Below are 25,942 nucleotides of genomic sequence, written 5' to 3'. Positions count from 1 at the left end.
CTCTAATAAGTTCATATCCATTCCCCTCGTATATTAATATTTAAGCCCTATCTCAGACTTAGCCTGCATAACGTTTTTAACTATATTCATACTATACCTATCACTTTAAGTTACAATCCCATTATTGTAAGCATGGCATGCTTTGTTATACATGTCTGAAAATAGTTTGATACTATTATTCTTTCAAGAATATATATTTTTTATGAATTCTTGTCTCTTAAAACAAATCAAAATCTATTAAAACATCTAATACTAGGTCTTTAAACAAGCGCTTTGCTTCAAATTACATATACTATCATAAATCTATTACAAAAGGGGGTAATATTTTTATGAAAGACCGTTGCTATCGAACTGAATACTGCGTTTGTAAAAAAATAAAGCCGTGCTCTTGCTCTAAACGTCATTGTAAGTTTCCTCCAATCGCATGTCCTTGTCCTACTTCCAAAGCTCCTTTCATCCCTTGTCCTAAACCTCATCACAAACCTTGTTCATCTTCATGTTGTAAACGCAAATGCTAAACTAAAATAAGAATTTTGTTTAGTTTTCTAACCTTCCTCATATAATGAATCCAAATATTCAGATACAATAAAATCAATAGTTACAACATTTTATTATTAGAAGGGGTACTTATGTCATTCGCAGCATGGAGTATAATTTTGCCGACTTTAATCGGAGCAATGTTCGGATTAATTTTTGACACACTCTCTTCTCAAAATGGTAGCAAAAACCCAAATTAAAAACTTAATAAGAAGATTCAAGAACTACTTCAGTGATAGCTGATATGTCCTTGGCATTTCAGTTATCACACTCCTTCAAATAACGCTCTAGTCTTACTTCGCACCCCCTTGCTGCTACCCAAAAGCCGTTGCTCTCTTATTCATTCGTTTTACAATCCGACTAACTTGAACCTGTGATTTCCCTATACGTTTTCCGATATTTTCTTGCCTTATTCCCTTAGAATGCATGTCCCATACAATCAATTCGCTATGCTGTAATGTATCGAAAAAAGAATGAAGAATCACTTTATTTTCCACTGTACTTTCTACATCTACCCCTTCACCGTTGTCAGCTGGATAGATAACTTTATCTAAAGAGAATGTCCCCGGTTGAGCAGCCTCAACAAGTCCATGACCCATATCCAAAGTTTTGCTAATATGGTCCACCGATTCTTCTGACAACTTATTTTTCAAGATTTTTCCCTTCGCATAATATACTGTTCGTTCAATTTTCAACTTCTATGTCTTCCAGATCCCATTACCAATTTCACAAACTATTCTGGGTGCAGCAAACGTAAGGAATTTAAAACCAAGCTCCGGCTTGAATTGTTCTCTTGCTTTCATTAGTGCAACCATGCCATTGCACTAGATCCTCAAATTCAACACCTGTATCGTCTTTTATCGCTTGTAATCTGTGACCATATTTTTTATGAATGAAATAGAAAACGAACTTTTCGTACTTTTAAATAAATTCTTCATCGACAGATCTTTTACATCAATTAACTCAGGCATTTTTCCTCCCCTTTCTTATTTTCCACATGTTTGTTGGCTCTTCCCACCTCTTTTTCAATTTATTTATATAGACTGAATTAAGAAAGAAGTTCTCCGTTTTTTGGAACACACAAAAGCAAGTAGATACTACGCGTTGTACATCTACTTGTGATTACTTGTGGTATGCGTAAAGGAGAAATATTAGGACTTCAATGGAAGAATATTGATTTCGAAAGAAGAACAATATCCGTGAACCGTTCCCTTTCTCATATCTCCGAAGAATTTTATGAGCCAAAGACAGCTACAGGAAAACGTCTAATTGTACTTCCTGAAATTACACTACACGCATTAGAAGAACAATATAAGCGAATACATGTAGAAAAAGAACGATACGCCAACTTATACAAGGACTATGATTTAGTATGCCCTACTTCCAAGCGGAAAACCTTGTAATTTCAAAAGTTTGACACAGCTCTGGAAAAAGCTTATAAAGAAAAGTGGAGTTCTTGATATTCGGTTCCATAATCTCAGACATACCTATGCGACATTGATGTTGAAACAAGGTATTCATCCAAAGATTGTGAGTGAACGATTAGGGCATAAACGAGTAGGCATCACATTGGACACCTACTCTCATGTTGTACCAGGACTTCAAGGAAAAGCAGTGGAGGATTTTGCAAATAATCTATTTCAAAAACACTAATGTTTGCAAAATGGTTGCAAATACGAATTTTGCATAAAAATACTAGCGAATTCGTATACGATTGAAAGGAGACAAAAACATGAAAGAAATCAAAACAGAACAAGAATTCAAAGACATTATCGCAAGCGAAGATCCAGTAGTTGTTAAGTTTTTTACTACATGGTGCCCAGATTGTGTACGTATGGATCATTTTATTGGGGATGTAATGGAAGAGTTCAATAAGTTTGAATGGTACGCTATTAATAAAGATGAGTTTCCAAGTATTGCAGAAGAGTATCAAGTAATGGGTATTCCAAGTTTACTTGTATATCAAAATGGTGAGAAGTTAGGTCATTTACATAGTGCAAATGCGAAAACAGAAGAACAAGTTACTGAATTTTTAGAAGCATACTAAGATAAGAGATGCCACTGGAACATATTGTTTCAGTGGTTTTTTTATTTGGATTTTTCAACAGATTTTTCCCTTGTGAAACTTTGTTATCCCCTGCTCAAAAAGCTATAAAACGTCAACAATGTTTGTATAGACCCACACGACTTTCCTTTGATACTCTATTGATAGAAGGAATTTCTTTACAGAAAGGAGAGTGCTTTTTATGAATTCATGTTCGAATCAAGAAGCTGATAAAGGGGCTATTGTTAGCATTGTTGCTTACATATTTTTATCAGCAATAAAAATTATCATTAGTTATATCGCTCTATCTAGCGCATTACGTGCAGATGGTTTAAATAATTTAACAGATATCGGTGCTTCACTAGCTGTTTTAATTGGACTGAAAATTTCGCGTAAGCCTCGTGATCATGATCATCCATATGGGCATTCTCGCGCAGAACAAATCGCTTCATTAGTAGCTTCTTTTATTATGGCATCCGTTGGATTCGAAGTTATTATTAGCGCTATTCAATCATTTTTTAATCCTAAGCAAACAGCACCTAATGTAATCGCTGCGTGGGTTGCTTTCTTTTGTGCTATCGTGATGTACGGTGTATACATGTATAATAAAAAAATTGCAAAGCGGACAAAAAGCAAAGCATTAGAAGCCGCTGCTAAAGATAATTTATCAGATGCACTCGTTAGTATTGGTACAGTCGTTGGAATTGTTGCTTCACAATTCCATATGGCTATTCTTGATCCGATTACAGCGGTACTTGTCGGACTTATAATTTGTAAAACAGCATGGGATATTTTTATAGAAACATCTCATATGTTAACAGATGGGATTGATCCTGAAAAAATGGAAGAGTATTCTCAAGCAGTGCAACTTGTTCCAGGGGTTGAACATATCGTTGATATTCGGGCTCGTATGTATGGAAATCAAACGTATGTTGATATTACAATTGAAGTAGATGCCCATATGGACGTAAACAAAAGCCATCATATTACGGACGCAATTGAAGACATGTTACAACAGAAATTCGGAATTTTATATACTCATATTCATGTTGAACCGATGCAAAAAGAACCTATGCTGCCATGAAACCATTGAAAAAGTCTACTTCATAAGAAAAAAGAGTCCATCACCTACTGTATATAGATGATGGACTCCTTTCTATCCTTAACATTACGATAAAAATGCATGTTATCTTTCAAAGTAATCACTTCTTTGACGACTTCGATATTATAGGTTCTTTTTTTAAGAATGCTTGATGAAAAATAATACATAAAACAAGCCAACTTCCCCCCGCTGCCCATCCAGCTAATATATCAGATGGATAGTGCACGCCAAGATAGATACGGCTAACAGAAATCGAAAATATTACGAAACAGGCTGTAAAAATAATTAACACTTTTTTATGCAGTGCAATACGATGTTCCGTAATCGTCACATAGGCGATAAACCCTAGAAATGCCGTCGCATTCATCGTATGACCACTTGGGAAACTATATCCAGTCGCTGTGACAAGTTGTGATACATCAGGTCTTGGACGCTCATACCATAGCTTAAGCATACTGTTAAGATAACGAGATCCATAATAGTTAATCATTAAAAATAACGCACTCAACAACTTTTTTCGGATGAGAAAGTACATTACGATGATAATAAGCAATGGAAAATAGACTTTTTTAGAGCCAATATAAGACATCCAAATAAAATAAGTCGTCAAATATTCATTTCGGAAGCTTTGGATAAATGTTGTAATCACATCATCAAACTTCTCAATACAAGCGGTATGATACGAAAATGATAATACGACAAAACAAATGAGTAATATACCACTTAACAAGTATAAATGTCGATATCGTTTCACATACATAACCTCACAATACAAGAAATGGAGCGGTTGTTTTAGTTTCCCTCTCCATTTCTTTTTTATACATGTTTTTTATGAAGAAATATAACGACTCATTTCTTGTTGCATGTTAGAAATTTTTGAAACACAAATCTCCCATCTCTTCTAGTGCAAAGTATATATCCTGCTTGAGCTCTTGTACATTTTCATAATATGGTCTCTTCATTTGTAGCATTCTCATAATAATTTCTTTATTACCTTCCGCTAACTGTAATTCTTCATGCCATGGCTTTTCTACTTTATCGTTAGACTCATAACTAGCGTATAACAAAAATAAGATAAAATGGCCTAGCGCATAAAAGTCACTGCGATGTTCCACTTCGCGCATAAAAGCTTGTTCGCCTTCATAAGACCCCGCTCGTTCATCTATGTCTCCTTTATATCTCGCTAATCCAAAATCAACAATATGAATTGAACTCCCACTCATTAAAATGTTAGGGATTCTTAAATCGCGATGAATGATACCTTGACTATGAATATAAGAAACAACTTCTAATATTTTATATAAGATATAAAACGCTTCTCGTTCTTCATATATATACCCATCTCGAAAAATAAAATCTTCAAAATTCTCTCCCGCCATATACTCCATGACAAAAAACGGTTGCTTCTTCCAAACAAAATGGTCATACAAGCTTGGAATCGCTGGATGTTGCAAATTCTTTAAAATTTGCTGTTCTCTTACAAACGATTCCCTTCCTGATTCATACTTTTGCTTACTTTGTCTCAATTGTTTTAATACTTTAACCTCATGATTCTGTAAATCTACCACTTTATAGGTAAAGCCATAACTGCCCATTCCAATTACCGATTCAATCTTATAGCGCTCTATAACAATTGTATTCTTACGCAGCGGTCTATCAAACCACGCGAGTATATGTCGCCATTTCATCAACTACTGGAAAAGAAACTACGGCTTTTTCGTTTTCTTTTATAGTGCTGATGTCCGTATCCGTGAGATGGACGTCTTCTATTATAATCGCTGCTTGAATAAGAGCGTCTTCTATGACGATAGTCACTACTTGAGTAAGAGTGGTATCTACCTTTTTTTCCTAATAAAGAATCAATAATTTTTTTGAACATCCCTTCACCTCTTATAGAAAATTTTATCTTCATTATACCAATATTTCTTCATGAATTTTGTGACAACTTTGTAAAGAAGAATCATGTTGAGAAGAGTAAAAAAACGACGAGTTGATCCCGTCGTTACTTTTACTCTTCATCTCCATCGAACACTTCGTCAATCATACATTTTTCTAGTAAGTATTCAAATGTAATGTCAGCAAGATCTTCGATTTCTTCTTGCTTCGGTACATATCCTCTTTCAATTAGTTGCTCATAAAAAAACTCCGCAATTTCTTCCGTGTCAATTACGACTTCAATTTCCTTCATGAGCATCACTCCTTTATTTCTGTTTTATGAAAGAATTTCAAAATTATGTATATGAAATTAGAAAAATACTTTTTCTTTTCCACCTTATTCTTTTCAGTCATATTGCTGTGAGCAAGCACATACGATGTAGTACAAGCTATTAAAAGGAGGTAATGATAATGAAATATCAATATGAAATAGAGCAAAGAAAAGAAGAGTTCATGCATGAGGACAAATGGGCAGACTCTCTTATTAAATGGCTTTTTATTTTTTTAAGTATAGTAGGCATACCTTATACCACATACGTTTTTATCCAATTTCTCTTTACTTTCTAATCCGTTATTTTTTCTCTGTTAATTTTACTAGATAATTATGAATTACATTCATCACAATTTTATACTCTTCATCTTGAAAAGTTTCATATAATAACTGATAATCGTTATAAATATCTAATAACCCATCAATAATTTCTTGCTTATTTGTTTTAATACTTACTCTCTTTGAATTATTAATGGATTTCAATTTCTCTAAGTCTAATTTATTCATTCCCGCTTTATCTTGTTTCATTTTCTTTAAAATCGCATTTGCTGTTTGGGCATTCGCAAGTAGTGTTAAATCAGATTCATCCGCTTCTAACCACTCACCATCTGTAATTCTTGATAATTCATATATCGTATCTTCCCACGCATCATTTTTATATCTCCATACTTCTGTACGAAATCCAACAATACGAAAAATATCTTGATCATATCCTGAAACTTGCACGAGATCTCCAAATGTAAACTGATAACATAGCTCAATCCACTCTGTCTTATTTTTTTTCACATCTTGCTCTGTAACATGTTGAAGCGTTTGTTCCACATAATATCCATCGTGATTATTTACTTCATATACATATACACCGTCTAGCATTTTTATATTTTTAATTTTTCTATTTTTATTGGTTCGCTTTCTTCTTCATAAAATTCCTTGAAGATATCCGTATCCTTTCATTTTGAGTAAAGTTCCAACATCTTCTTTACATCCTCTAAATCAACAGAATATTCGTTCATCTTCATGTGTATCACTCCTTTATATAATTCATTATAAATCAGAAAGAAAAACCCGTACACACAAAATATGTACGGGTTCAACTTACTTTCTCATTATCATTTTCATCTTCACTTTTACGTTCTTTTTTATCCTCTAATTTTATTTCTTGTGCCAATTCAAGGAGGGCTTTTGCTGCTTTACGAGCATCAAACTTTCCAATTTCTTTGTATTTAAAATTCATGATGCCTCTCACCTCTGCCGATATGATATGCGAGACGTTTTGTCTGTGTTCTTTGTCCCTATCGTTTTTCTATCGAGAGAATGAAAAGTGTAAATCAAAACTAAAAAAGCCTCCCTAACGGAAGCTTTCTCATAATCAATTATTATTTAATTTCTTTAAGATCACCTTGTTTAAATAAATCTTGGGTAACTTCTTCTCCGAAATTATTCAAAACAAAAGCTTGTTCTGCTACTGCATCCATAACTCCTGTGACTTTACCAACGTTACCTTCTTGAGTAGTTCAGAAGTAATTATGGTCTTCTACAATTTTACTAAAATCTCTGTTTATCCATCTTTCATTGATTGCTAAAAATTCCTCTTTCTTTTCAAAGTTACTATTATTTAAAATGCCTCTTATCTTCTCTGCATTTTTCTTAGACATCGGGATAGCACCCCATTTCTGAGTTGCTACTACCTTTTGATGAGTCATGTGATGCATCGCTTTAATAACTTCATCTTCATTAGAACTTTCAGTAACAGGAAGATTCATAAAAACTTCATCTATCTGACCAGTCATTGATTCTTTTTCTCTTGGAACTTCTTTATATTCGCTTATATCTACTTCAGTACTAGTTTTCTTATTTACTGGATTATCTGCAACATAAATCATTCCGTAGGTTACCCCAACTGTAAGAGCAACCAACCCTACAATTGAGCTCATCCAAATCAATATTTTCTTTGCCACCGTTATCTCTCCTAATTCCATTTTAACATCTCATTCTAAGAATATTATATCAAAATTACCTATTTATGGATATTTTTCTCGTATTTCCTTTTTGAACCATTTATTTCGTGCGTACTCTTTAAAATTAGCACATTTATAAGAGTATCCTGCTGTTCCCTTTTAAATTTATATGTTATAAAAAAATCACCTCGACATTCTAATACCGAGGTGATAACAAAACAATAAAATTGATATTTTATATTAGTTTCCTTCTTCAATCATTACCATTGCAAGGTTTACATAACAATTGAAAGTTCATGGGATCATTATAAGCAGATTTATAAAAAAGGACATTGTGATTGTAATGGTCTATTCCAAATTGCTTTGGAATCAAACCTACACTATCGTTTCTACGATTTAAGGAAAACACAATACCTAGCTCTATAGCTATTTGGAAATTGTTTTCTGATTTTTAGAACCGCAATATATACAAACTGTCTATCTAATTACTAGAATAACATGTTAAATGTATGCCATAAGTACCCTTTAAATAAGTATCAGTTTCTTCAATAAGTCTTAAAATGTCCTCTGCACTCATGCCCCAACCTTCTATTTTACTTCAACAGTTAGCCTGATAAGACTTTCTAGGAACCATTCTGAACCTTATCAGCTTATAGCCACTCAATTTCTATTGTAGCGCCTTCTCTTGATCTTGTTGTGTCATGATTCGCTTCTATATTACTACTGAACCATACCTTCTTTATAAACTTCTTCAAAAACGTGTTACATGCTTCTGCATTAAGCTCTTCTAATTTATCTAACTTTTTAATCGCATCTTGCAATCTTGCTTGTTCTTCATCCATATTTGATAAATTCTCAAGTTTAACATCAATGAGCTCCATTTGTTGCTTAACTTGTTTGATTTGTTCTTCGTTTTCTTCACGCATTTCATAAAACTCGGATTTTGTAATCTCCCCATCCATCCGCATTTCTTTAAGATTCCGTTGACGTTTATTAAATCTCGTTATTTGTTTCTCTAATGACTCTCGTTGAATGAATAGTTTCTTTTCTATCTCTATCGTATCAAGTGATTTCAACATTTGCAGCTCTTGTTCAAAATCTGGTTTCTTTTCTTTAACTTTTTGTAATACAAATTGTTCAATTGGTTCATATTTGTATCCTCGATCTCTACATTTATTATTATCAACTTTATAGATACATGATTTTATATAATCAACACCATTTCCATCGAATTGTATGTATCTTTTTCTACCACAACAATTACAATAAATAAGATTTTGTAGCTTCCTAGTCACTTTTCTTTTATTAAAGAAATTTCCTGTCGAATTTTCTTCCAATATTTTTTGAACCTCAAAAAATATCTGTTTACTCACAATGGGTTCATGAGCATTTTCAACAAACACTTCATCAACAACCCTACCATTTACTTTCCTACATGCTTTTACAACTCCATAATAAACAACATTTCTTCGCATATTTGATATATGTGCTGAAGTTAATACCTTACCTTGTCTACTTCTCCATCCAAGTATATCTAACTGCTTTGCAATTTCGTTTGCGCTAACTCGTTCTAATGTCTTTTGAAAAATAAATCGAATGATTTTAGCTTCCTCTTCAACTACTTCTAACCGCTTTTCTTCGTTCTTTTTATAACCTAGAGGGACTCTGTTACTCATTGTCCATTTCCCTTGCTCGGCTGCCGCTAATCGTCCTCTTCCCAATCTTTTACGAATTTGTTTATATTCAAAGTTCGCCATCATTGCTTGGAAGGAGAAAAGCATTTCATTACTTTCCTGTGATAAATCAATTGCACCTTGGGGAGTCAAAATTTTAATATCGTGTATAATCAACATCTTCTTAATTTCTTCAGCATGAGCGTTGTCACGTGAAATTCTGTCTATATCCATTACAAGAAGAGCGTCATAATCATCTAATCTGCTTAACAATAAATTTAGTTGCGGTCTTTCCATATTTACTCCACTTGAGATTTCTTGATAAATGTCATAGGTTAATTTTTGTTGTTTTGCAAGTTTAGTTAAGGCGTTTCGATGATTTAATAAAATCTCGTCTATGTTTAACTGCTCTTCGTTTCTTGATAAACGTAAATAAATTGCAGCTAATCCCATTGCCCACACCCCTTATTACATATATTAGAAATAATAACATAATATCCCTTGGTTAAAAATAGAAAATTAGTATTTGTAATTTTACCCACGGTTCCATATAGCGTAATCACGACTATATCTCCGACATTATATTTAGGTTGTTTTTTTCTTGACATCTATATCTCTCCTTTTTAGAGTCGTGATTTTGATAACAGTATATGCGAACGATATAAAAACGCTTATCACATAAGCGTATATTCAAAAAAATTTTTTCATAAAAAAAATACATCACTTTTTATAAAGCGATGTATGTTTACATACCATATTATGCTAGCTATCTTTCTTGTAAATACAAATCCCATGCCTTATCAAAGATAGACATACTTTCTATTAATCCACTGCATTCTAAGTATGAACTAATTTCATGATAATCTTCTGATTGCTTTGGAAAACTTAAATCATCGTAGATTGCTTCTGCCAAATCAGATATTTCATTTTTAACCAATGGCGCACGGTGTTTCATCATATAATGGTAAAATGTTTTCTTCAAAAATATTCCCTACCTTTCTAACTTGGGTACATTATACAAGGGAGAAAAGAAAAAAACCAGCATAACAGCTGGTTAAAAATCAAAATAATTTTTCTTTAGTAAACGCGGACGCTCCATTAGTTCCTCATAAGTCAGTTGCTTTGGCAAATCTTTTGTATAAATCAGAAACAACTGATCTTCAATTTCTTTCACGATATGATCAGGTTGATATTCCATTCCACACGAAGAACAAGAAATACACGGTGTTTTTTGGATTTCAATTGCCTTTGTACCATCCGGCAACTCCCAATATACAGTATTTACACTTTCTATTGCTTCTTTACTTTCACACCACATACAATTCATACTGCATCACCTTCAGCTTTTTCATCAGCTTCTAGTTTTTTCATTTGCGCTTTATATTTTTTATCTTTCAGTTGATCGCGCTTTTCACGTTTATCCTTTAAGGATGAATGCGTTTCGTTCATTTCATAGTCTTTTCGGCGATTCATACGCTGCAGATCATCCGGTACGAGGTTGAATTTCTTATCGCTCATTAATGCTGCTACACCAATATCAGACCGCTTCTCTTCATATGTTGGATAAATTTCTTTAAAGTACCCTTCCGCTCTTCCTGGCACATAATTTTCTGGTTCTGGATATGTTGTAATCACCCCTTCAAAGTTGCGGAGTACAACTTTATCCGCACTTTGTGAGATTAAATAGTTTGGCTGAAGCGCAATTTTACCGCCTCCGCCTGGAGCATCTACAACAAACGTTGGCACTGCATAACCAGACGTATGTCCGCGCAGTCCTTCAATAATCTCTAAGCCTTTAGATACTGGCGCACGGAAATGACCAATCCCTTCCGATAAATCACACTGATAAATATAATATGGACGAACTCGAATTTTCACTAAATCGTGCATGAGTTTTTTCATAATTGGGACGCTATCGTTAATTCCTGCTAAAATAACCGCTTGGTTCCCAACTGGAACGCCTGCATTTGCAAGCATTTCACATGCTAATTTAGACTCTTCAGTAATTTCAATCGAAGTATTAAAATGTGTATTTAGCCATACTGGGTGATATTTTTTCATAATATTACATAGATTTTCTGTAATACGTTGCGGGAATACAACAGGCGCCCTTGTTCCGATGCGAATAATTTCTACATGCGGAATTGCTCGTAAATTCTTTAATACATATTCTAAAATTTTATCATTAATAAGGAGTCCATCACCGCCAGAAATTAAAACGTCTCGTACTTGCGGTGTTTCACGAATATAAGCAATTGCTTCATCTAATTGTTTTTTTGGTACGCCCATGCCGATTTGTCCACTAAAGCGACGGCGTGTACAATAACGGCAATACATGGAGCATTGATTTGTTACAAGAAATAGGACACGATCTGGATAGCGATGCGTTAAACCAGGAACTGGTGAATCTTCATCTTCATGTAGCGGATCTTCCAAATCATACTTTGTTTTATATAATTCTTCCGAAATCGGTACAGATTGCATTCGAATCGGACAGCGCGGATCATCGGGATTCATAAGCGAAGCATAGTACGGTGTAATATTTAGCGGAATCGTTTTTGTTGAAATTTTAACACCTTCTTCTTCTTCTGGTGTTAAATTTATGACTTTCTTTAAATCATCTAACGTTTTAATCGTATTCGTTAATTGCCAAACCCAATCATTCCATTGTTCTTCTGTCACGTCTTTCCACAATTCAATTTCTTTCCAATGACGATTTGGTTTATATACATCGTGTAACATTGCTATTCCCCCTTTTTTTACGCTCACTTTTTATATAAGCAATAATTATGCCAACTTCACAATTTTGATAAGCAGTATTATAAGATTCCTTATCATATATAGGAAAAATCGTTTTTTTTTACATGTAGATACAATAATCGCTCACCATGATTCCTGTTACTTTTTGTATATGTAAACGCTCTTTTATTGGTGCAAACACATAAAAACGCCGATTATTCGGCGTTTTTTTTATATTTATTTAACTTATACTGCAAAGTTTGTCTTGGAATACTAAGTAATTTAGCAGCTTGTAATATATTCCCCTCCGTTTCTATTAGAGCTTGATGAATTAATTCCTTCTCCATTTGAGACAACGCCTCGCGTAAAGGCAATATCTTTTTCTTCTCCTGCCTGTTTTCTTTCTGGAATATTCGGGGTAAACAACAAGCTGTTAGCGAATGCCCTTCTGCAAGAATCACAGCATGTTCAATCGTATGCTTTAGTTCTCTTACATTTCCTGGCCAATGATACGATAATAATCTCTCTTTTGCATCATCGTTAATCTCAAATACAGCCTTTTTATATTCCTTGTTATATTGTTTTAAAAAATAAGATGCCAGCAGTAAAACATCTTCTATTCGCTCACGAAGTGGTGGAATATAGAGAGAGAATACATTCAATCTATAATACAAATCCGTACGAATCTTATTTTCGCGCAAGCAGACTTCTGGAGGCTGATTCATTGCAGTAATGACACGTACATCTACTTTTCTTGTCTTATTATCACCTATTCGGCGTATGACCCCGTCTTCTAAAACGCGAAGCATTTTTGCTTGCAGATCAAGGGGCATCGAGTTTAACTCATCTAAAAATAATGTCCCTCCATCTGCAAGCTCAAATAACCCCGCACGCTCAATAGCTCCCGTATAACTACCTTTTGTCGTTCCAAATAATAAACTTTCTAACAGTGATTCTGGGAGCGCTGCACAATTTTGTGCAATAAACGGTTTGTTTTTTCTTTTTGAAGCTTCATGAATTGCCTGAACAAATAATTCTTTTCCTGTGCCTGTTTCGCCGTATATTAAAACATTGGCATCTGTTGGAGCTACCTTTTGTGCTAACTCTTTCGTTTGACGAAAACGAGTGTCATTCGTCACGATTGTATTAAACGCAATATGTTTTTTCGTTATTTTTCGTTTAGAAGAACGCTTCATTTTTGACTGTAAATCAACAATTGTATCTGTCAATTTTTGAATCGTTGTATAATCCTTTGCGATTTCAACCGCTCCAGCAATACTTCCTTCTATGAAAATAGGTAAAGTCGTATTAACCGTACATACATCCTCACCTTTTAAATTTTGATAACGCTGCACTTGATGAACGATAGGCTTTTTTGTATGTAAAACTTTCATAAGTGTACTCGTTTCTCGAGATAACGATGGAAATGCCTCTAATAAATGCTTTCCGAGTACATTCTCAATTTTTGAACCATCATGTTTCGCTGCAACATCATTATAAAAAATGGTAATTCCATTTTCATCTACAGCATGAATTGCTTCATCAATACTGCTCAAAATCGCTTCAATGACTTCTTGTGTAGAAACAGCTAGCAATGTCATCCCCCCTCTTGCCAACAATTCAGCATATTACACGCCGAATTGTTGGCGCCTCTATGTGCGATTATAAGCATTGAGATCTCATTCTATTGTTCCTTCTCTACATTCGTTATTTGTTTCATCATTCATACTGAATAAAGTAAAACTTTATTCAGTATGATTCGCTTTTACGAATCAGTCGTTTAGGGACAAGCTCTGCTCCCACGTATTTCTCTCCGAATCTTACTACCTATCAATAACTGGATAAAGTGAAACTTTAATCAGTGGGGATTTTCTTCATCCCTCACCAATCGGGCTTTTACGGGCAGCCCTACTCCCACCTATCTTCCTTGCTACTCTTTGAACCTTGAGGTGGGAGTCTTACTGCCCGTTAATGCGGGATAAATCTTTTACCCATACATTCATATCTTCTAATTTATCAAAAATATAACAGTTATTAGCAAGTCTCCCTGTATACGTATAGCCTAACTGATGAAAAGCCGCATTCATTCCAAATGAAAGCGAGCGTGCAATTGTATAAGAACAAAAGATTGCTCGATCTCGCAGTTCTTCTTCTAATTGAACAAGTAAGCTTTTCATAAAACCATGTTTTCGATACTCAGGTAAAGTCGCACAATTTGTTAGTTCTGCATTCCCTTCTTTCACATTCATCTCTGCAGAAGCAGTGCTAACGATTTTCCCTTCTAATTCATATACATAATAAATGGTGTCTTCTTTCATTGTTTGTTTCACATAGTCTACTTGATTTAATGGTGTTGGATAAATTTCAAAAACTCTTCCGAATACATTTGCTAACTGTTCTGCATCATCTTCTGTTGCCTTCCGCAATATAAATGTGGTTGGAACTTGTTTATCCACTCCCCTTTTTTCCCTCACACCATTTAAAATTTGATCTTCATTTTCCCATTCGATACTATTTCTTCTTTCATTCCGTAAATACTTCACCAAGAAATAAGCATCGTGACCTTGAAAATAATGAGGAATTGTTGCTTCTAATAAAAAGCCAAAAGAGAGCCACGCCGAAACATGCTCTCCCTTTCCTTTTATAATACATTTAGTGAAAGAATGCTTCTTGGCCAATTCTTCGATTGTTTGTCTTATATATTCTACATTGCCTGTGTAATGATCAACTCGCACTCGCTTGTTAAAATAGTCCAATACTCCTTCTACAGTATAATACTTTGTCTGTTCTTTAAATGCTTCATAATAGTTCATCTTTTCACCTCACACCAATCTAATAATGTACATGCAATGATTTTTGCAGCGGCAATCATTTTATCTACTTCAATGTATTCATTTGGATAATGCGCTACCTTCGTTTCTCCTGGCCCAAATATAATCGTCGGTACATCTACAATTTGAGTAAATAATCCACCATCTGTTCCCCATGGCGATGCTTCTATAATTGGATTTTTCCCTTCAATTTGCACAAAATTATTTTGAAGTGCTGTAATGAGCGGATGCTTCTCATCTAATTCACCCGGCACCCATCTTGCTCCAAACCATTCTACTTCTACAGGATGATCTCTAAACCATACATCCTTATCCTTTAATTGTTGCATCCAAGTTTCAAATTCTTCTTTTGCCGCCTCTATAGTCTCATTCGGCGCAATTCCACATCTTCCTTCTAATATTAAGGAATCTGGTACAGAACTCGGCCAACTTCCTCCTTCAATTTTCCCTATATTAATCGGAATTGGGATGGGAATTTCCTTATAAAGCGGGTCTGTTATTCGGTCATTTCTCTTTTGTTCTAATTCTTTTACATGCTCAACCACAATTATACTTTTTTCAATTGCGCTGATTCCTTCATAACGAGTCCCACCATGTGCAGCTTTCCCTTTCACATGTAGTCGAAACCACATCGATCCTTGCTGTTTTGGGAAGAACTTCATATTTGTTGGTTCTGGAATAATGACCCCGTCAGCTTTATATCCTCTTAAAATAGCTGCTAAACTTCCTGCACCACCGCTCTCCTCTTCTATTACACTTTGAAAATAAATATCTCCCTTTAATACAATGTCATTCTTAATAATCGCTTCCATTGCAAGTATTAAAGCAACATTCCCCCCCTTCATATCCGTCGTTCCACGACCATATATACGATTTCCAATTCTTTCACCACTATAAGGAGGATAATCCCACTGGTTCACATCTCCCTCTGGTACAACGTCAATATGTCCATTTAAAATCATGGATTTTCCGCCGCCACTTCCTTTTAAAGTAGCTACAATATTAGGACTATCTGAAAAATTCGTTCTTGGGGATACAAAATAAGGATGATCTTTCATTTTTGTAAAAGACGGCTCCCAAATGTCAAGATCTAATCCTAATTCACGCAACTTCTCAATTATGATTGCTTGCGCTCCACTTTCTTTTCCAGACACACTCTTTTCTTGAATCAATCGCTTTAATAGTTTCGCACTATCTTCTTCATGGCTTTCAATATAATCACATATTTGTTGTTTTAAATCTCCCATATCCCCCGCTCCCTTCATTCAATTACAAGCAAGTTAGAACTTATATGAAAAGCCGATTCCGTATGCTTCCTCACATCTTCTACTGTATAAGGACTCATCAATTCTTGAAGCACTAATCCTTTAGAAGTAACCTCCATCACAGCCATATCAGTAATAATGACATCAACGCAGTTTTTCGATGTTAAAGGCAGTGTACATTCAGATACAATCTTTGCATTCCCATACTTATCGACATGGTTCATTACAACAACGACTCGCTTTGCTTTTTGTGCTAGGTCCATTGCTCCGCCAATACCTGGAACACGTTTTCCTGGTACAATCCAATTGGCTAAATCTCCATTCTCGCTCACTTGTAGCGACCCTAGAATTGTTAAATCTAGCAACCCTTTGCGAATCATTCCAAATGCGGTGCAGCTATCGAAGTAACTTGCCCCTTGAATAATTGACGTCGGCAGTCCCGCTGCATTGCATAAATTTGCATCTTCATCCCCTGTATTCGGTGTTGGGCCCATACCGATAATTCCATTTTCAGCATGGAACATAACGTGTATATCTTCCCGTAAATGGTTAGGAACAAGTGAAGGAATACCAATTCCTAAGTTGACAATCATGCCATTTTGAATTTCTTGCGCAGCCCGCTTTGCGATTTTATCTCTTACATCTATTCCCATGCCCATTTCCAATTCACCCCTTCCGATGGAACAATATAATCTATGAAAGCACCTGGAACTACAATCTCTTCCGGATGTAATGCACCAAGCGGTACAATTTCTTCCGCTTCTACAATTGTAATATCCCCCGCCATCGCAACATGTGGATTCATATTACGCGCACTTTTATCAAAAACAATGTTTCCAAATGGATCTGCTTTTTTTGCATATACAATTGCTATTTCAGCTGTAAGAGCTGTTTCAACTAAAAACGTTTTGCCATTTAATTCAACTGTTCGTTTTCCTTCCTCAACCACCGTATCAACACCAACATCAACAAGAATGCCACCAAGACCTACGCCGCCTGCTCGAATGCGCTCCGCTAGTGTTCCTTGAGGTGAAAATTCAATTTGTAACTTTCCTTCGTTTAATTGTCTCCCTGCATTCGGATTTGAACCGATATGAGAAGTGACTAATGATTTTACTCTTTCTCTTGTTATAAGACGACCAATCCCCACATCCGGGAACCCTGTATCGTTTCCAATTAAATGTAAGTTTGTAATTCCTTTTTCCACAATTGCTTGTATAAGAGATGGAGGGGATCCGATTCCACCAAATCCCCCAAACATTAGTGTCATATCATCGTGAAATAGCGAAATGACTTCATCTATTTCTTTCAATTTTCCGAATGTATTTGTCACCATTTTCATGCGATACTATGCCCTCCTCTTTGCATCATTTCCTCCACACTCTTACCAAAAATACTAAGTAGCTCATCTAGCTCAGAATATGTAGTAGTCATTGGTGGTGCAACAAGCAATGCGCTATCTTCCTTACCTGCTTGCCCTGAAACAGCTTGATATAAAAGGAGTCCGTTTTTAGCTGCCACTGAAATGAGCTCCGACGCCTTTGTAAACGGTTGCAATTCAATTCCAATTAGGAATCCTTTCCCCCGCACATCTGCAATAATAGTCGATTGCTGCTGAACTTTTTGCAATCCCTTTATTAAATATTCTCCTTTTTCCGCTGTTTTTTCAGGTAAATTATGTTTTTCCATATATTCGATAACCGCTAAAGCAGTTGCTGCTGATAATGGATTTGCGCTTAATGTATGACCGCTCATCACTGAACGGGACCCTCTTAAAATCGGATCCATAACACGATCACTTATAACCGTCGCTGCCATTGGTGTATAACCAGCCCCGAGCCCTTTCCCAAGCGTCATAATATCAGGCTCCACACCCCAATGCTCCATTGCAAACCACACTCCCGTTCGCCCAAGCCCTGTCATAACCTCATCCGCAATAAATAGAATATCATAATGCATACAAATATCTTTAATCACTTTATAATATTCCTTTGGAGGAACAACCGCTCCACCGGCAGCACCAATGATTGGTTCCGCTATAAAAGCTGCAATATGTTCCGCACCAATTCGCTCAATTGCTCGTTCTAATTCCGTTGCGCAGGCAAGCTGACAAGTTGGATATACTTTTTGTAACGGACACCGAAAGCAATATGGAGCTGATACGGTTGGATAATCTTCTAAAATAGCTACAAATCGTTGTCTTCTCAATGGATGCCCAGACATAGATAAAGCTCCCATCGTAATTCCGTGGTAGCTCATCCATCTTGATAAAATTTTATGTTTACCATGAATACCACGTTCTTGAAAATGTTGAATTGCAATTTTCATAGCTGTCTCATTTGCTTCTGTACCACTATTTACAAAAAAGCTCCAATTCAAGTCTCCTATACTTAAATCACTTAGTTTCTTTGCTAACTTTTCTGCTGGTTCACTTGTAAACTGTGACCGATAGACAAAAGCAATCTCCTCTGCCTGTTTTTTTATTACTTCAGCAATTTCTGCTACGCCATGTCCGATACCAGCCGTAATAGCTCCCGAGGAACCATCAAAATATTTATTTCCATTTTGATCGTACAAATATACTCCTTTTCCATGAGAAATCATTGGATACGGCTGACCAACAAGTGGCTTAATTAAGTAATCGCGCATAGCGCTCCCCCATTTCTCCAATTTGTATATATATATGAAGAAAATTGACGTTTCTTTCATAAAAAGAATCCCCTGCAAAAGCAGTGAATAGATAAAAAAGACTTATAAACTATAGAAATAGGCCTTATAAATCGAAAGAATATTCAGAACTAAAATTCTTTAACTCTCCTCTCCTTCGATGATAGAATCATGCTCTTCTCCCCCTCCAATTCGATTGAAAATTTCCTACAACATCAGCCACTCTATTCAAATTGCCGATATTGTGTAAACTTCGACGAAACTCCCGTTCATTTCCTTCCTGTTTGCATAGTTTACATCTCATACTTTTAAACAAAATTAGACAAATTTCTTATAAATCTAAATGTTTTCTTCTCCTAAGAAATGTGCGATGCTTTTCTTTCATAAAAAAAGAACCGATTAACGACAGTAACCAGTTCAGTATGACGCTCTTCATCCATGATTAGCGCACCCAACAAGCTCCAATGATGATTAATAAAATAAACAGCACAACTAACAACGCAAATCCATAACCTGTACCGTAGCCACAATAACTACCTGAATATCCATACCCCCACATGTTTCCCCCTCCTTTTTCTATATTTATATTGCACTATTACATTATGTAGGACAACTTCTCTTTCGTATGTGTATTTGCCTAGAAATCAAAAAATCGATATGTATAATCTCTTTTGAAAATAAGTTTCTTGCATAACTTCTTTTTACTAAAGCATATAGTTGTAATGATGACAAAGGAGGAATATCCATGACGCAATCTGAATTTGAAAAATATGGACAAGAAGCAATTTGCTATGAACAACTGGCACGGTACTATCAATATATAAGTCCTAGAAAATATATCGAGCTATCTATGAAATATCATCATGCGGTCAAGCAACTTGTACAGGCATACGAAAGGCGTGAATCACAAGAGGCAACGTTACCATCTTATATGAGGATATTTCACGCCTCACCGCATACAGCCCCTGTCGATATTTTAATAAATGGACAAAAAGTCATTAAAAATATCACTTTTCAACAATTCAGCCCTTATTTCTCCCTTATGCAAGGGCAATATAGGCTTGATATTGTTCCTCTAGACAATGAAACTCCCATTTTTTCAGCACTTATCCCGATGCTAGGAAATCATTCCTATACACTTGCAATACTTGATAAAGATTCGCATATTCAACTACAACCAATGTTAGATAATACACATTTGCCATCTGGTCAAGCTAAAATACGATTCGCACACTTCTCACCTGACACTTCCGTTGTAAATGTATCCTTAAAGAACGGCGATCATCTATTTGAAAATGTACTCTTTAAACAAGTAACAGATTATTTACAAGTAAGCCCTGGTACAGCTGATATCGAAATTTCACTTGCTGATACAAAGAAAAACCTTGTAACGATTCCAAACGTAAAAATCGAACCAAATACCATTTCTACAATTTCCCTTGTAGGTTACACTACAAAATCGCCAAATGTTACTACTGTTACTCTTACAAATTAAAAAAATCTACGCCATATTATGGTGTAGATTTTTGAAATGTAATATGAAATTCTGTCCACTCAGAGTTTGATTGACATGTAATCATCCCATTATGCTTTTCAACAATTTGCTTACATACAAATAAACCAATGCCAGTTCCTAATTTTTTTGTTGTAACAAATGGTTCAAAAATCGTTTCAATATTCTCTGCTGGAATCATTGGACCATTATTTTTTATTACAATATGAATCATTTCTTCATCTTCACATGTATCGATAATAATTTTACGATTTTCATTCATTGCTTCTAAAGCATCAATCGAATTCATTAAGATATTTAAAAAAACTTGCCTCACTTCACTTCGATATCCTACAAATGAAATCGGGTAAGGTAAGTTTTTTTCAATTGAAACATTTGCATTTACTAAACTTGGATATAAGAAATGAATAATATCATGAAACAAATCGTTTAGCCAAAATCGTTCCGATTCATTCCACATTTCCTTTTTAGAAACAAGTAAAAATTGCGAAATGCGAAAGTTTAACTGATCTAGCTCATGAGAAATAATATCTAAATACGATAAATTAGGATGTTCTGACTTTAGCAGTTTCACAAAACCCATTATGGAAGTTAACGGATTCCGAAATTCATGAACAAAGCTAGCAGACATTTGTCCTAAAATAGTTAATCTTTCTTTATGTGTTTCATTTATATATTGCTGTTTTTCCTCTAAATTTCTTGATATGATTTCCGAGTATTTTAAAACAGTATAATAAATTAATCTGTCAAAACAAGTATGTATTTTTGTCATAATTGGTTTTAGCTCGTAAGCTTTCACATCTAACTCACACATCGCTTCAAATAGTTCATTTCTTCCGACATTTGCGTTATAGACAAAATCGCCAATATTTGCATCCGCCCCTGCACGTTCAATCGCAATTTTCTCACATAACGGCTGTAAATAAGCAATATCCTTATCCTCCATAATAAGTTTAATAATTAATTCTAATAAGCGTTCTCCATTTCGAGCTACCTCTTGCTTAAACGGATCTTTGTCGGAAATTATCGTCTTGTTTTTCCAGTTCTGTACGAATTGATGCCTATTGTCTTTCAAATACGAACAAAATAATTCTTTAATATCCTCCTTATCGATTGGAAAAACCCCCATTTCCTCCATTTCCATGCGACGATACCCTATATATTTTGAATATTATCACAAAAAACAAATTTCGTTAAGAGATTATCGTCACATTTTGTTAATTTCTGTTGATAAAATTTATTTCATTTTTATCGCCCATTATACCCTTTGATAAGTGATAGATAATTCCCTTCTATTTGTGTCAATTTTCACATATATATTATGATTTTTTTTGCATCCTTTCCGATTCTTGCGTACAATAAGCATGGAAAGGTGTGAAAAATATGGTAAATAAAAATGTGGAAGATTATCTTCAAGAAGGCATTTATGGCCAAAAGCAAAACAAACCAGAAGAACGTAATATGTATTTAGGTACATTACGCGAACGTGTAGAGATCGCTTTAACCATCGGTCAAGTAATGCGAAGCACCATTTATTCAGAAGTAACAAAGAGTTTGCATTCTTCTCAGAATCTGCATCTATTTGTAAATGGAAGCATTACTTACCCACATTTATCAAAATACATTAAATTAGCAAACGAAAAAAACGTTCCCTTCACTATTGTTCAAAATAAGGGAACACATACACCAATCGGCTTAGTTGTAGCGCATCATACTGCTGTAGATAAAAATCAAATTTACGTTGAAGATGATATTTTCAAACAAGAAATCCCCTCATAACGAAGTAAAAGGTACACTTTAAAGAGTGTACCTTTTACAATCTACTCATCCATTCCATTTACGAACTAATTTGTTCTTGCAGTGATATAGAAGAGTCCGTTTCAGGCATAACAATTGGCGCAGGTTGTTTCGTTACTTCTATTCGCTTAATATAATGCCCATCCAATTCTTTAATACAGAACCTATATCCTTCAATTTTCACGATATCTCCTTCTTCAATCCCAAGGTTTTTCGTTAAAATCCAAGCGCCAATCGTATCAATTCCATCGTCATAAATTGTTAAACCAAGTAGCGCATTCACTTCACTAACAAGCACTTTTCCTTCTAAAATTGTTTTCGTTTCGCTGACACATTGAATTTCTGGTTGTTCATCTATATCAAATTCATCTTGAATTTCTCCAACAATTTCTTCCAATATATCTTCAACTGTTACAAGCCCTGCTGTTCCTCCATATTCATCAATTAACACCGCAATATGCGTACGCTCCCGTTGCATTTTTAAAAATAAATCACGGATTGGAATAGATTCGATAACAAGAATAATCGATCTCATATATGTTCCTACTGTTTCAGCGTGACCAGCACCATGTTTCACAAAATCTGTAAAAATATCTTTAAAATTAACAAATCCAATAACATGATCCTTATCTCCGTCAACCACAGGATATCTTGTATATTTTTCTTTTGACATTTTTTGCAATGCTTCTTTTACCGGCATATCCTTATCTAAAATATACATTTCCGTACGCGGAACCATAATTTCTTTTGCAATCCGGTCATCAAATTCAAAAATTTTATTCACATATTTAAATTCTGATTGATTAATCTCTCCACTTTTGTAACTTTCTGAAACTAATAACTTCAGTTCTTCTTCTGAATGTACATCTTCACGCTCTTTCACCTGCGATAAACCAAACATTCTTGCTATATATCGAGCGGATCCATTTAGTAACCATATAAATGGGAATGTAAGACGATAAAAGAAAATGAGCGGTTTTGCTATAAACAAACTAATTTGCTCTGCCTTTTGAATTGCAAATGTCTTTGGTGCCAATTCTCCAATCACCACATGGAAGAAAGTAATGAACATGAACACTAGAATTACAGCTAAAAAATCCACAGATTGAACAGGTACTTTCAAACTAGTAAATAGTTGATCGAACGTTTGCTTTAGTGCCGGTTTTCCTAACCATCCTATTCCAAGCGCTGTAGCTGTAATCCCTAATTGGCAAGCTGATAAATACTCGTCTAAGTTTGTAATGACTGTCTTTACTGACTTTGCGCGCCTGTTGCCCACAGCAATTAAATAATCGATGCGCGATTCTCTCACTTTCACAATTGCAAATTCTGTTGCAACGAAAAATGCAGTTAAGGCAATTAAAACAATCAACATACTTATCCTAAATATGTCCAAATATGTTTCCTTACTTACGCTGTAAGCAAGGAAGCCACCTCCTACTTCAAATGATTCAAGCGAAATATCCAATTTGAATCTGGAAAAATTCTACATTAGCAATCACCTTTTTATATATTATATGCATACATAAAAAAGATATTTATATTTATGATAATCTAAAAATCTTGTTCCCGTCAATTTACAACACAGAGAAGTTGAAAATTGTACAGCTCTATTTTTCATAAATATATGCTAAATTTCGTAAAAAAACACTTTCTTTGGCGATTCAACACTTCTTTTGTCACTCCAGAAGGGAACAAACTTTTCATCTAGAAATCATGTAACAGGATATATATAGGAGGGATTATCTTGGAATATAAAACACCCTTTATTGCGCAAAAGTTAGGTGTTAACCCAAAAGCAGTGGTTCGGATTGCTCAACAATTAAATCTCACGATTCAAAAGAACAAATATGGTCATTATATTTTTACAAAAAGTGACTTTGATCAAATGTTAGAATATCACCGTTCTCAAATGGAACAAGATTCCACTTCCCAAACGAAATCCTCAAATGAGATTGAACAACTCGTCATACAATTAAATGCAATTACAAAACGATTAGATCATATTGAAGAACAAATACAAGATAAGGCAAATGATGTTGTCACATATCAACTATTACAGCATCGTCGTGAAATGGAAGAAATGTTAACAAAGATTGAGAAATTGGAGGCTTCTATTCCAAAAGAAGAACCCGTATATATTACACCGGATAGTCAATCAACATATGAACGAGAAAAAAAACCAAAACGCCGTAAAATGATTTTAAGTATGTTTGGCTTTTAATAATTCTTATTTATCAGTATATGCATTTAAAGGATGCCCATTGTTTAGGCATCCTTTCATTTTACTATGATAATATCGTCTCCATATCTTCAGCAGCAGTCATAATCGTTTTCAATCCGAATTTCTCTTGTAGCACTTGTAAAACACCAGGTGAAATAAATTCAGGCACTTTTGGTCCAATTCGAATATCTTGTATGCCAAGGCTAAATAGACCGAGTAAAATGGCAACAGCTTTCTGTTCAAACCATGATAATATAATACTCACTGGTAATTCGTTGACGTCACATTGGAAAGCCTCTGCTAATGCAGCTGCAATTTTTATCGTTGAAATGGAATTATTACATTGTCCTAAATCAATATAACGTGGAATTTTCGTTCTTGGCACAACTCCATAATCTATGTCGTTAAAGCGGAATTTCCCACAAGAAGTTGTGAAAATAACGGTTTCTTTTGGCAATGACATAGCCAACTCTCGATAATATTCACCACTCTTGCCAGGAGCATCACATCCAGCAACTACGAAAAAACGTTTTATTTTCCCCATCTTTACTGCTTCAATAATTTCTGGTGCCAATGATAAAACAGTATGATGGTGAAAACCAGTTACTAATTGTTCGTCAGATTTCATATGTACTGCCGGAAGCTCTAATGCTTTTTGGATTAATGGTTCAAAATTATCGTTTTCAATTTTTCTTACCCCTTCTAGCCCAGCTAGATCATAAGAAAAGAAGCGATCTGCGTACGTACCCTTAATCGGCATAACGCAATTTGTCGTTGCTAAAATGGCTCCTGTAAACTTTTCAAATAGACGTCGCTGATCAAACCATGACTTACCGATATTCCCTTTTAAATGTTTATATTTTTTAAGCTGAGGATATCCATGAGCAGGAAGCATTTCCGAATGTGTATACACGTTAATTCCTCTTCCTTCTGTTTGCTTAAGCAGTTCTTCTAAAGCAAATAGATTATGTCCTGTCACAACAATTGCCTTTCCTTCCACGCGATTTTGTGTAATGTGAACAGGCTTTGGAATCCCGAAATGATTAATATGTGCCTCATCTAATAGTTCCATTACTCGTAAAGCTGCTTTTCCTACCTTCATTGCCATTTCCAAATGTTCTTGTTCATTAAAGTTTGAATTTGTTAAAGTCATATATAACGCTTCATGTGTCACTGCATCTACAAATGAATCTGTATAACCGAGTTGAGCTGCATGAGTACGATATGCTGCAATACCTTTTAATCCAAAGACAATCGTATCTTGCAAACTTGCAATTGTTTCGTTTTTCCCACAAACACCTATCATTTTACATCCACCTGTTGGAGTTTGCTCACACTGGTAACAAAACATAAAATCTCATCCCTTCTTAATCAACTCTTACAAAT

At 34.9% G+C, this 25,942-nt stretch carries 28 protein-coding genes and 3 pseudogenes; 8 read left to right on the top strand and 23 right to left on the bottom strand.

Annotated elements, in window-relative coordinates; translation table 11 throughout:
• Nucleotides 1-851 precede the first annotated feature (851 nt).
• A complete protein-coding gene (locus MR056_RS02340; protein WP_087098622.1) occupies nucleotides 852-1,232 on the bottom strand; it encodes a hypothetical protein in 381 nt (126 codons plus the stop codon).
• A 438-nt stretch (nucleotides 1,233-1,670) separates the two neighbouring features.
• Between MR056_RS02340 and MR056_RS22380 the strand changes: the two are divergent.
• The 4 genes and pseudogenes from MR056_RS22380 to MR056_RS02325 form a co-directional block, all read left to right on the top strand.
• Nucleotides 1,671-1,799 (top strand): annotated as a pseudogene (locus MR056_RS22380) (site-specific integrase); the annotation flags it as partial.
• 21 nt (nucleotides 1,800-1,820) lie between these two features.
• Nucleotides 1,821-2,190 (top strand): annotated as a pseudogene (locus MR056_RS22375) (tyrosine-type recombinase/integrase).
• A 79-nt stretch (nucleotides 2,191-2,269) separates the two neighbouring features.
• A complete protein-coding gene (locus MR056_RS02330) occupies nucleotides 2,270-2,584 on the top strand; it encodes a thioredoxin family protein (protein WP_012094192.1) in 315 nt (104 codons plus the stop codon).
• 199 nt (nucleotides 2,585-2,783) lie between these two features.
• Nucleotides 2,784-3,665, top strand: coding sequence for a cation diffusion facilitator family transporter (locus MR056_RS02325; protein ID WP_012094191.1), 882 nt, complete (start codon nucleotides 2,784-2,786; stop codon nucleotides 3,663-3,665).
• 118 nt (nucleotides 3,666-3,783) lie between these two features.
• Here MR056_RS02325 and MR056_RS02320 read toward each other — a convergent pair whose 3' ends face one another.
• The 4 genes from MR056_RS02320 to MR056_RS02305 form a co-directional block, all read right to left on the bottom strand.
• On the bottom strand, nucleotides 3,784-4,437 hold the full coding sequence (locus tag MR056_RS02320; RefSeq protein ID WP_140388418.1) for a phosphatase PAP2 family protein: 654 nt from the start codon (nucleotides 4,435-4,437) through the stop codon (nucleotides 3,784-3,786).
• Nucleotides 4,438-4,549: 112 nt separating this feature from the next.
• Nucleotides 4,550-5,371, bottom strand: a complete 822-nt coding sequence (locus MR056_RS02315; RefSeq protein WP_087098619.1) for a serine/threonine protein kinase — start codon at nucleotides 5,369-5,371, stop codon at nucleotides 4,550-4,552.
• The gene (locus MR056_RS02310; RefSeq protein ID WP_012094186.1) at nucleotides 5,371-5,562 is read right to left on the bottom strand and encodes a hypothetical protein; all 192 of its coding nucleotides are present in this window, start codon (nucleotides 5,560-5,562) and stop codon (nucleotides 5,371-5,373) included. The genes MR056_RS02315 and MR056_RS02310 overlap by 1 nt, the downstream gene beginning before the upstream one ends.
• A 129-nt stretch (nucleotides 5,563-5,691) precedes the next feature.
• Nucleotides 5,692-5,871, bottom strand: a complete 180-nt coding sequence (locus tag MR056_RS02305) for a YozD family protein (RefSeq protein WP_012094184.1) — start codon at nucleotides 5,869-5,871, stop codon at nucleotides 5,692-5,694.
• Between the two features lie 158 nt (nucleotides 5,872-6,029).
• Here MR056_RS02305 and MR056_RS02300 point away from each other — a divergent pair, with 158 nt between their 5' ends.
• Nucleotides 6,030-6,185 (top strand): DUF3930 family protein, encoded by a 156-nt coding sequence (locus MR056_RS02300; RefSeq protein WP_081428369.1) that lies wholly within the window; start codon nucleotides 6,030-6,032, stop codon nucleotides 6,183-6,185.
• A gap of 4 nt (nucleotides 6,186-6,189) precedes the next feature.
• Here MR056_RS02300 and MR056_RS02295 read toward each other — a convergent pair whose 3' ends face one another.
• The 15 genes and pseudogenes from MR056_RS02295 to MR056_RS02225 form a co-directional block, all read right to left on the bottom strand.
• A complete protein-coding gene (locus MR056_RS02295) occupies nucleotides 6,190-6,762 on the bottom strand; it encodes a hypothetical protein (protein ID WP_087098617.1) in 573 nt (190 codons plus the stop codon).
• Between the two features lie 217 nt (nucleotides 6,763-6,979).
• Nucleotides 6,980-7,123: a hypothetical protein gene (locus MR056_RS02290; RefSeq protein ID WP_176371931.1), complete on the bottom strand. Its 144-nt coding sequence runs from the start codon at nucleotides 7,121-7,123 to the stop codon at nucleotides 6,980-6,982.
• 142 nt (nucleotides 7,124-7,265) lie between these two features.
• Nucleotides 7,266-7,847 (bottom strand): annotated as a pseudogene (locus MR056_RS02285) (PRK06770 family protein).
• Between the two features lie 650 nt (nucleotides 7,848-8,497).
• Nucleotides 8,498-9,973 carry a recombinase family protein gene (locus MR056_RS02280; RefSeq protein WP_087098615.1) on the bottom strand — a complete coding sequence of 492 codons (1,476 nt, stop codon included), beginning with the start codon at nucleotides 9,971-9,973 and terminating at the stop codon, nucleotides 8,498-8,500.
• A complete protein-coding gene (locus MR056_RS02275; protein ID WP_164468625.1) occupies nucleotides 9,964-10,128 on the bottom strand; it encodes a hypothetical protein in 165 nt (54 codons plus the stop codon). The genes MR056_RS02280 and MR056_RS02275 overlap by 10 nt, the downstream gene beginning before the upstream one ends.
• A 158-nt stretch (nucleotides 10,129-10,286) precedes the next feature.
• Complete coding sequence (locus MR056_RS02270; RefSeq protein WP_012094179.1) at nucleotides 10,287-10,502, bottom strand: YozE family protein; 216 nt, start codon at nucleotides 10,500-10,502, stop codon at nucleotides 10,287-10,289.
• A gap of 72 nt (nucleotides 10,503-10,574) precedes the next feature.
• Nucleotides 10,575-10,847: a YokU family protein gene (locus MR056_RS02265; protein WP_012094178.1), complete on the bottom strand. Its 273-nt coding sequence runs from the start codon at nucleotides 10,845-10,847 to the stop codon at nucleotides 10,575-10,577.
• Nucleotides 10,844-12,262, bottom strand: a complete 1,419-nt coding sequence (kamA, locus tag MR056_RS02260) for a lysine 2,3-aminomutase (protein WP_012094177.1) — start codon at nucleotides 12,260-12,262, stop codon at nucleotides 10,844-10,846. The genes MR056_RS02265 and kamA overlap by 4 nt, the downstream gene beginning before the upstream one ends.
• A 212-nt stretch (nucleotides 12,263-12,474) precedes the next feature.
• A complete protein-coding gene (locus tag MR056_RS02255) occupies nucleotides 12,475-13,860 on the bottom strand; it encodes a sigma-54 interaction domain-containing protein (protein ID WP_012094176.1) in 1,386 nt (461 codons plus the stop codon).
• A 357-nt stretch (nucleotides 13,861-14,217) separates the two neighbouring features.
• Nucleotides 14,218-15,072, bottom strand: a complete 855-nt coding sequence (gene ablB, locus MR056_RS02250; RefSeq protein ID WP_140388417.1) for a putative beta-lysine N-acetyltransferase — start codon at nucleotides 15,070-15,072, stop codon at nucleotides 14,218-14,220.
• Nucleotides 15,069-16,337 carry a peptidase gene (locus tag MR056_RS02245; RefSeq protein ID WP_012094174.1) on the bottom strand — a complete coding sequence of 423 codons (1,269 nt, stop codon included), beginning with the start codon at nucleotides 16,335-16,337 and terminating at the stop codon, nucleotides 15,069-15,071. Before MR056_RS02245 ends, ablB begins: the two co-directional genes overlap by 4 nt.
• Before the next feature lie 14 nt (nucleotides 16,338-16,351).
• Nucleotides 16,352-17,014, bottom strand: coding sequence for a CoA transferase subunit B (locus MR056_RS02240; RefSeq protein WP_012094173.1), 663 nt, complete (start codon nucleotides 17,012-17,014; stop codon nucleotides 16,352-16,354).
• Nucleotides 16,999-17,697 (bottom strand): 3-oxoacid CoA-transferase subunit A, encoded by a 699-nt coding sequence (locus tag MR056_RS02235; RefSeq protein WP_087094880.1) that lies wholly within the window; start codon nucleotides 17,695-17,697, stop codon nucleotides 16,999-17,001. The genes MR056_RS02240 and MR056_RS02235 overlap by 16 nt, the downstream gene beginning before the upstream one ends.
• A complete protein-coding gene (locus MR056_RS02230; protein ID WP_012094170.1) occupies nucleotides 17,694-19,004 on the bottom strand; it encodes an aspartate aminotransferase family protein in 1,311 nt (436 codons plus the stop codon). Before MR056_RS02230 ends, MR056_RS02235 begins: the two co-directional genes overlap by 4 nt.
• A gap of 460 nt (nucleotides 19,005-19,464) precedes the next feature.
• Entirely contained in the window at nucleotides 19,465-19,581 is a 117-nt protein-coding gene (locus MR056_RS02225; protein ID WP_041809682.1) for a YjcZ family sporulation protein, read from the bottom strand.
• 186 nt (nucleotides 19,582-19,767) lie between these two features.
• Between MR056_RS02225 and MR056_RS02220 the strand changes: the two genes are divergently transcribed.
• A complete protein-coding gene (locus MR056_RS02220; protein WP_012094169.1) occupies nucleotides 19,768-20,517 on the top strand; it encodes a DUF4397 domain-containing protein in 750 nt (249 codons plus the stop codon).
• A 16-nt stretch (nucleotides 20,518-20,533) separates the two neighbouring features.
• Here MR056_RS02220 and MR056_RS02215 read toward each other — a convergent pair whose 3' ends face one another.
• Nucleotides 20,534-21,679, bottom strand: coding sequence for a BA2291 family sporulation histidine kinase (locus MR056_RS02215; protein WP_012094167.1), 1,146 nt, complete (start codon nucleotides 21,677-21,679; stop codon nucleotides 20,534-20,536).
• Nucleotides 21,680-21,918: 239 nt separating this feature from the next.
• Here MR056_RS02215 and MR056_RS02210 point away from each other — a divergent pair, with 239 nt between their 5' ends.
• Nucleotides 21,919-22,314, top strand: coding sequence for a YueI family protein (locus MR056_RS02210; RefSeq protein WP_012094164.1), 396 nt, complete (start codon nucleotides 21,919-21,921; stop codon nucleotides 22,312-22,314).
• 58 nt (nucleotides 22,315-22,372) lie between these two features.
• Here the strand turns inward: MR056_RS02210 and MR056_RS02205 are convergent, their stop codons facing one another.
• Nucleotides 22,373-23,707, bottom strand: coding sequence for a hemolysin family protein (locus tag MR056_RS02205; protein ID WP_140388425.1), 1,335 nt, complete (start codon nucleotides 23,705-23,707; stop codon nucleotides 22,373-22,375).
• A 372-nt stretch (nucleotides 23,708-24,079) separates the two neighbouring features.
• On the opposite strand from MR056_RS02205, the gene MR056_RS02200 reads away from it, so the two are divergent.
• Nucleotides 24,080-24,556 carry a polar chromosome segregation protein gene (locus tag MR056_RS02200; RefSeq protein ID WP_012094162.1) on the top strand — a complete coding sequence of 159 codons (477 nt, stop codon included), beginning with the start codon at nucleotides 24,080-24,082 and terminating at the stop codon, nucleotides 24,554-24,556.
• A gap of 64 nt (nucleotides 24,557-24,620) precedes the next feature.
• On the opposite strand, the gene hcp is transcribed toward MR056_RS02200, so the two are convergent.
• Nucleotides 24,621-25,907 carry a hydroxylamine reductase gene (hcp, locus tag MR056_RS02195; protein ID WP_087098613.1) on the bottom strand — a complete coding sequence of 429 codons (1,287 nt, stop codon included), beginning with the start codon at nucleotides 25,905-25,907 and terminating at the stop codon, nucleotides 24,621-24,623.
• Nucleotides 25,908-25,942: the final 35 nt, after the last annotated feature.

Origin of the sequence: Bacillus cereus group sp. BfR-BA-01360, from assembly GCF_022663595.1 — a bacterium.
Classification (GTDB): domain Bacteria; phylum Bacillota; class Bacilli; order Bacillales; family Bacillaceae_G; genus Bacillus_A; species Bacillus_A cytotoxicus.
Note: the sequence above shows the minus strand (reverse complement) of the source record. Positions and strands in the feature narration are given on the sequence as shown.

Coding starts and splice junctions, on each gene's coding strand:
- MR056_RS02230 (WP_012094170.1), bottom strand. CDS start 19,004: ATGCGCGATTACTTAATTAAGCCACTTGTTGGTCAGCCGTATCCAATG.
- MR056_RS02275 (WP_164468625.1), bottom strand. CDS start 10,128: ATGTCAAGAAAAAAACAACCTAAATATAATGTCGGAGATATAGTCGTG.
- MR056_RS02210 (WP_012094164.1), top strand. CDS start 21,919: ATGGTAAATAAAAATGTGGAAGATTATCTTCAAGAAGGCATTTATGGC.
- MR056_RS02245 (WP_012094174.1), bottom strand. CDS start 16,337: ATGGGAGATTTAAAACAACAAATATGTGATTATATTGAAAGCCATGAA.
- ablB (WP_140388417.1), bottom strand. CDS start 15,072: ATGAACTATTATGAAGCATTTAAAGAACAGACAAAGTATTATACTGTA.
- MR056_RS02220 (WP_012094169.1), top strand. CDS start 19,768: ATGACGCAATCTGAATTTGAAAAATATGGACAAGAAGCAATTTGCTAT.
- MR056_RS02240 (WP_012094173.1), bottom strand. CDS start 17,014: ATGGGCATGGGAATAGATGTAAGAGATAAAATCGCAAAGCGGGCTGCG.
- MR056_RS02225 (WP_041809682.1), bottom strand. CDS start 19,581: ATGTGGGGGTATGGATATTCAGGTAGTTATTGTGGCTACGGTACAGGT.
- MR056_RS02310 (WP_012094186.1), bottom strand. CDS start 5,562: ATGTTCAAAAAAATTATTGATTCTTTATTAGGAAAAAAAGGTAGATAC.
- MR056_RS02305 (WP_012094184.1), bottom strand. CDS start 5,871: ATGAAGGAAATTGAAGTCGTAATTGACACGGAAGAAATTGCGGAGTTT.
- MR056_RS02215 (WP_012094167.1), bottom strand. CDS start 21,679: ATGGAAATGGAGGAAATGGGGGTTTTTCCAATCGATAAGGAGGATATT.
- MR056_RS02295 (WP_087098617.1), bottom strand. CDS start 6,762: ATGCTAGACGGTGTATATGTATATGAAGTAAATAATCACGATGGATAT.
- MR056_RS02330 (WP_012094192.1), top strand. CDS start 2,270: ATGAAAGAAATCAAAACAGAACAAGAATTCAAAGACATTATCGCAAGC.
- MR056_RS02280 (WP_087098615.1), bottom strand. CDS start 9,973: ATGGGATTAGCTGCAATTTATTTACGTTTATCAAGAAACGAAGAGCAG.
- MR056_RS02235 (WP_087094880.1), bottom strand. CDS start 17,697: ATGAAAATGGTGACAAATACATTCGGAAAATTGAAAGAAATAGATGAA.
- MR056_RS02315 (WP_087098619.1), bottom strand. CDS start 5,371: ATGAAATGGCGACATATACTCGCGTGGTTTGATAGACCGCTGCGTAAG.
- MR056_RS02255 (WP_012094176.1), bottom strand. CDS start 13,860: ATGACATTGCTAGCTGTTTCTACACAAGAAGTCATTGAAGCGATTTTG.
- hcp (WP_087098613.1), bottom strand. CDS start 25,907: ATGTTTTGTTACCAGTGTGAGCAAACTCCAACAGGTGGATGTAAAATG.
- MR056_RS02290 (WP_176371931.1), bottom strand. CDS start 7,123: ATGAATTTTAAATACAAAGAAATTGGAAAGTTTGATGCTCGTAAAGCA.
- MR056_RS02325 (WP_012094191.1), top strand. CDS start 2,784: ATGAATTCATGTTCGAATCAAGAAGCTGATAAAGGGGCTATTGTTAGC.
- kamA (WP_012094177.1), bottom strand. CDS start 12,262: ATGTTACACGATGTATATAAACCAAATCGTCATTGGAAAGAAATTGAA.
- MR056_RS02205 (WP_140388425.1), bottom strand. CDS start 23,707: ATGTTGATTGTTTTAATTGCCTTAACTGCATTTTTCGTTGCAACAGAA.
- MR056_RS02265 (WP_012094178.1), bottom strand. CDS start 10,847: ATGAATTGTATGTGGTGTGAAAGTAAAGAAGCAATAGAAAGTGTAAAT.
- MR056_RS02300 (WP_081428369.1), top strand. CDS start 6,030: ATGAAATATCAATATGAAATAGAGCAAAGAAAAGAAGAGTTCATGCAT.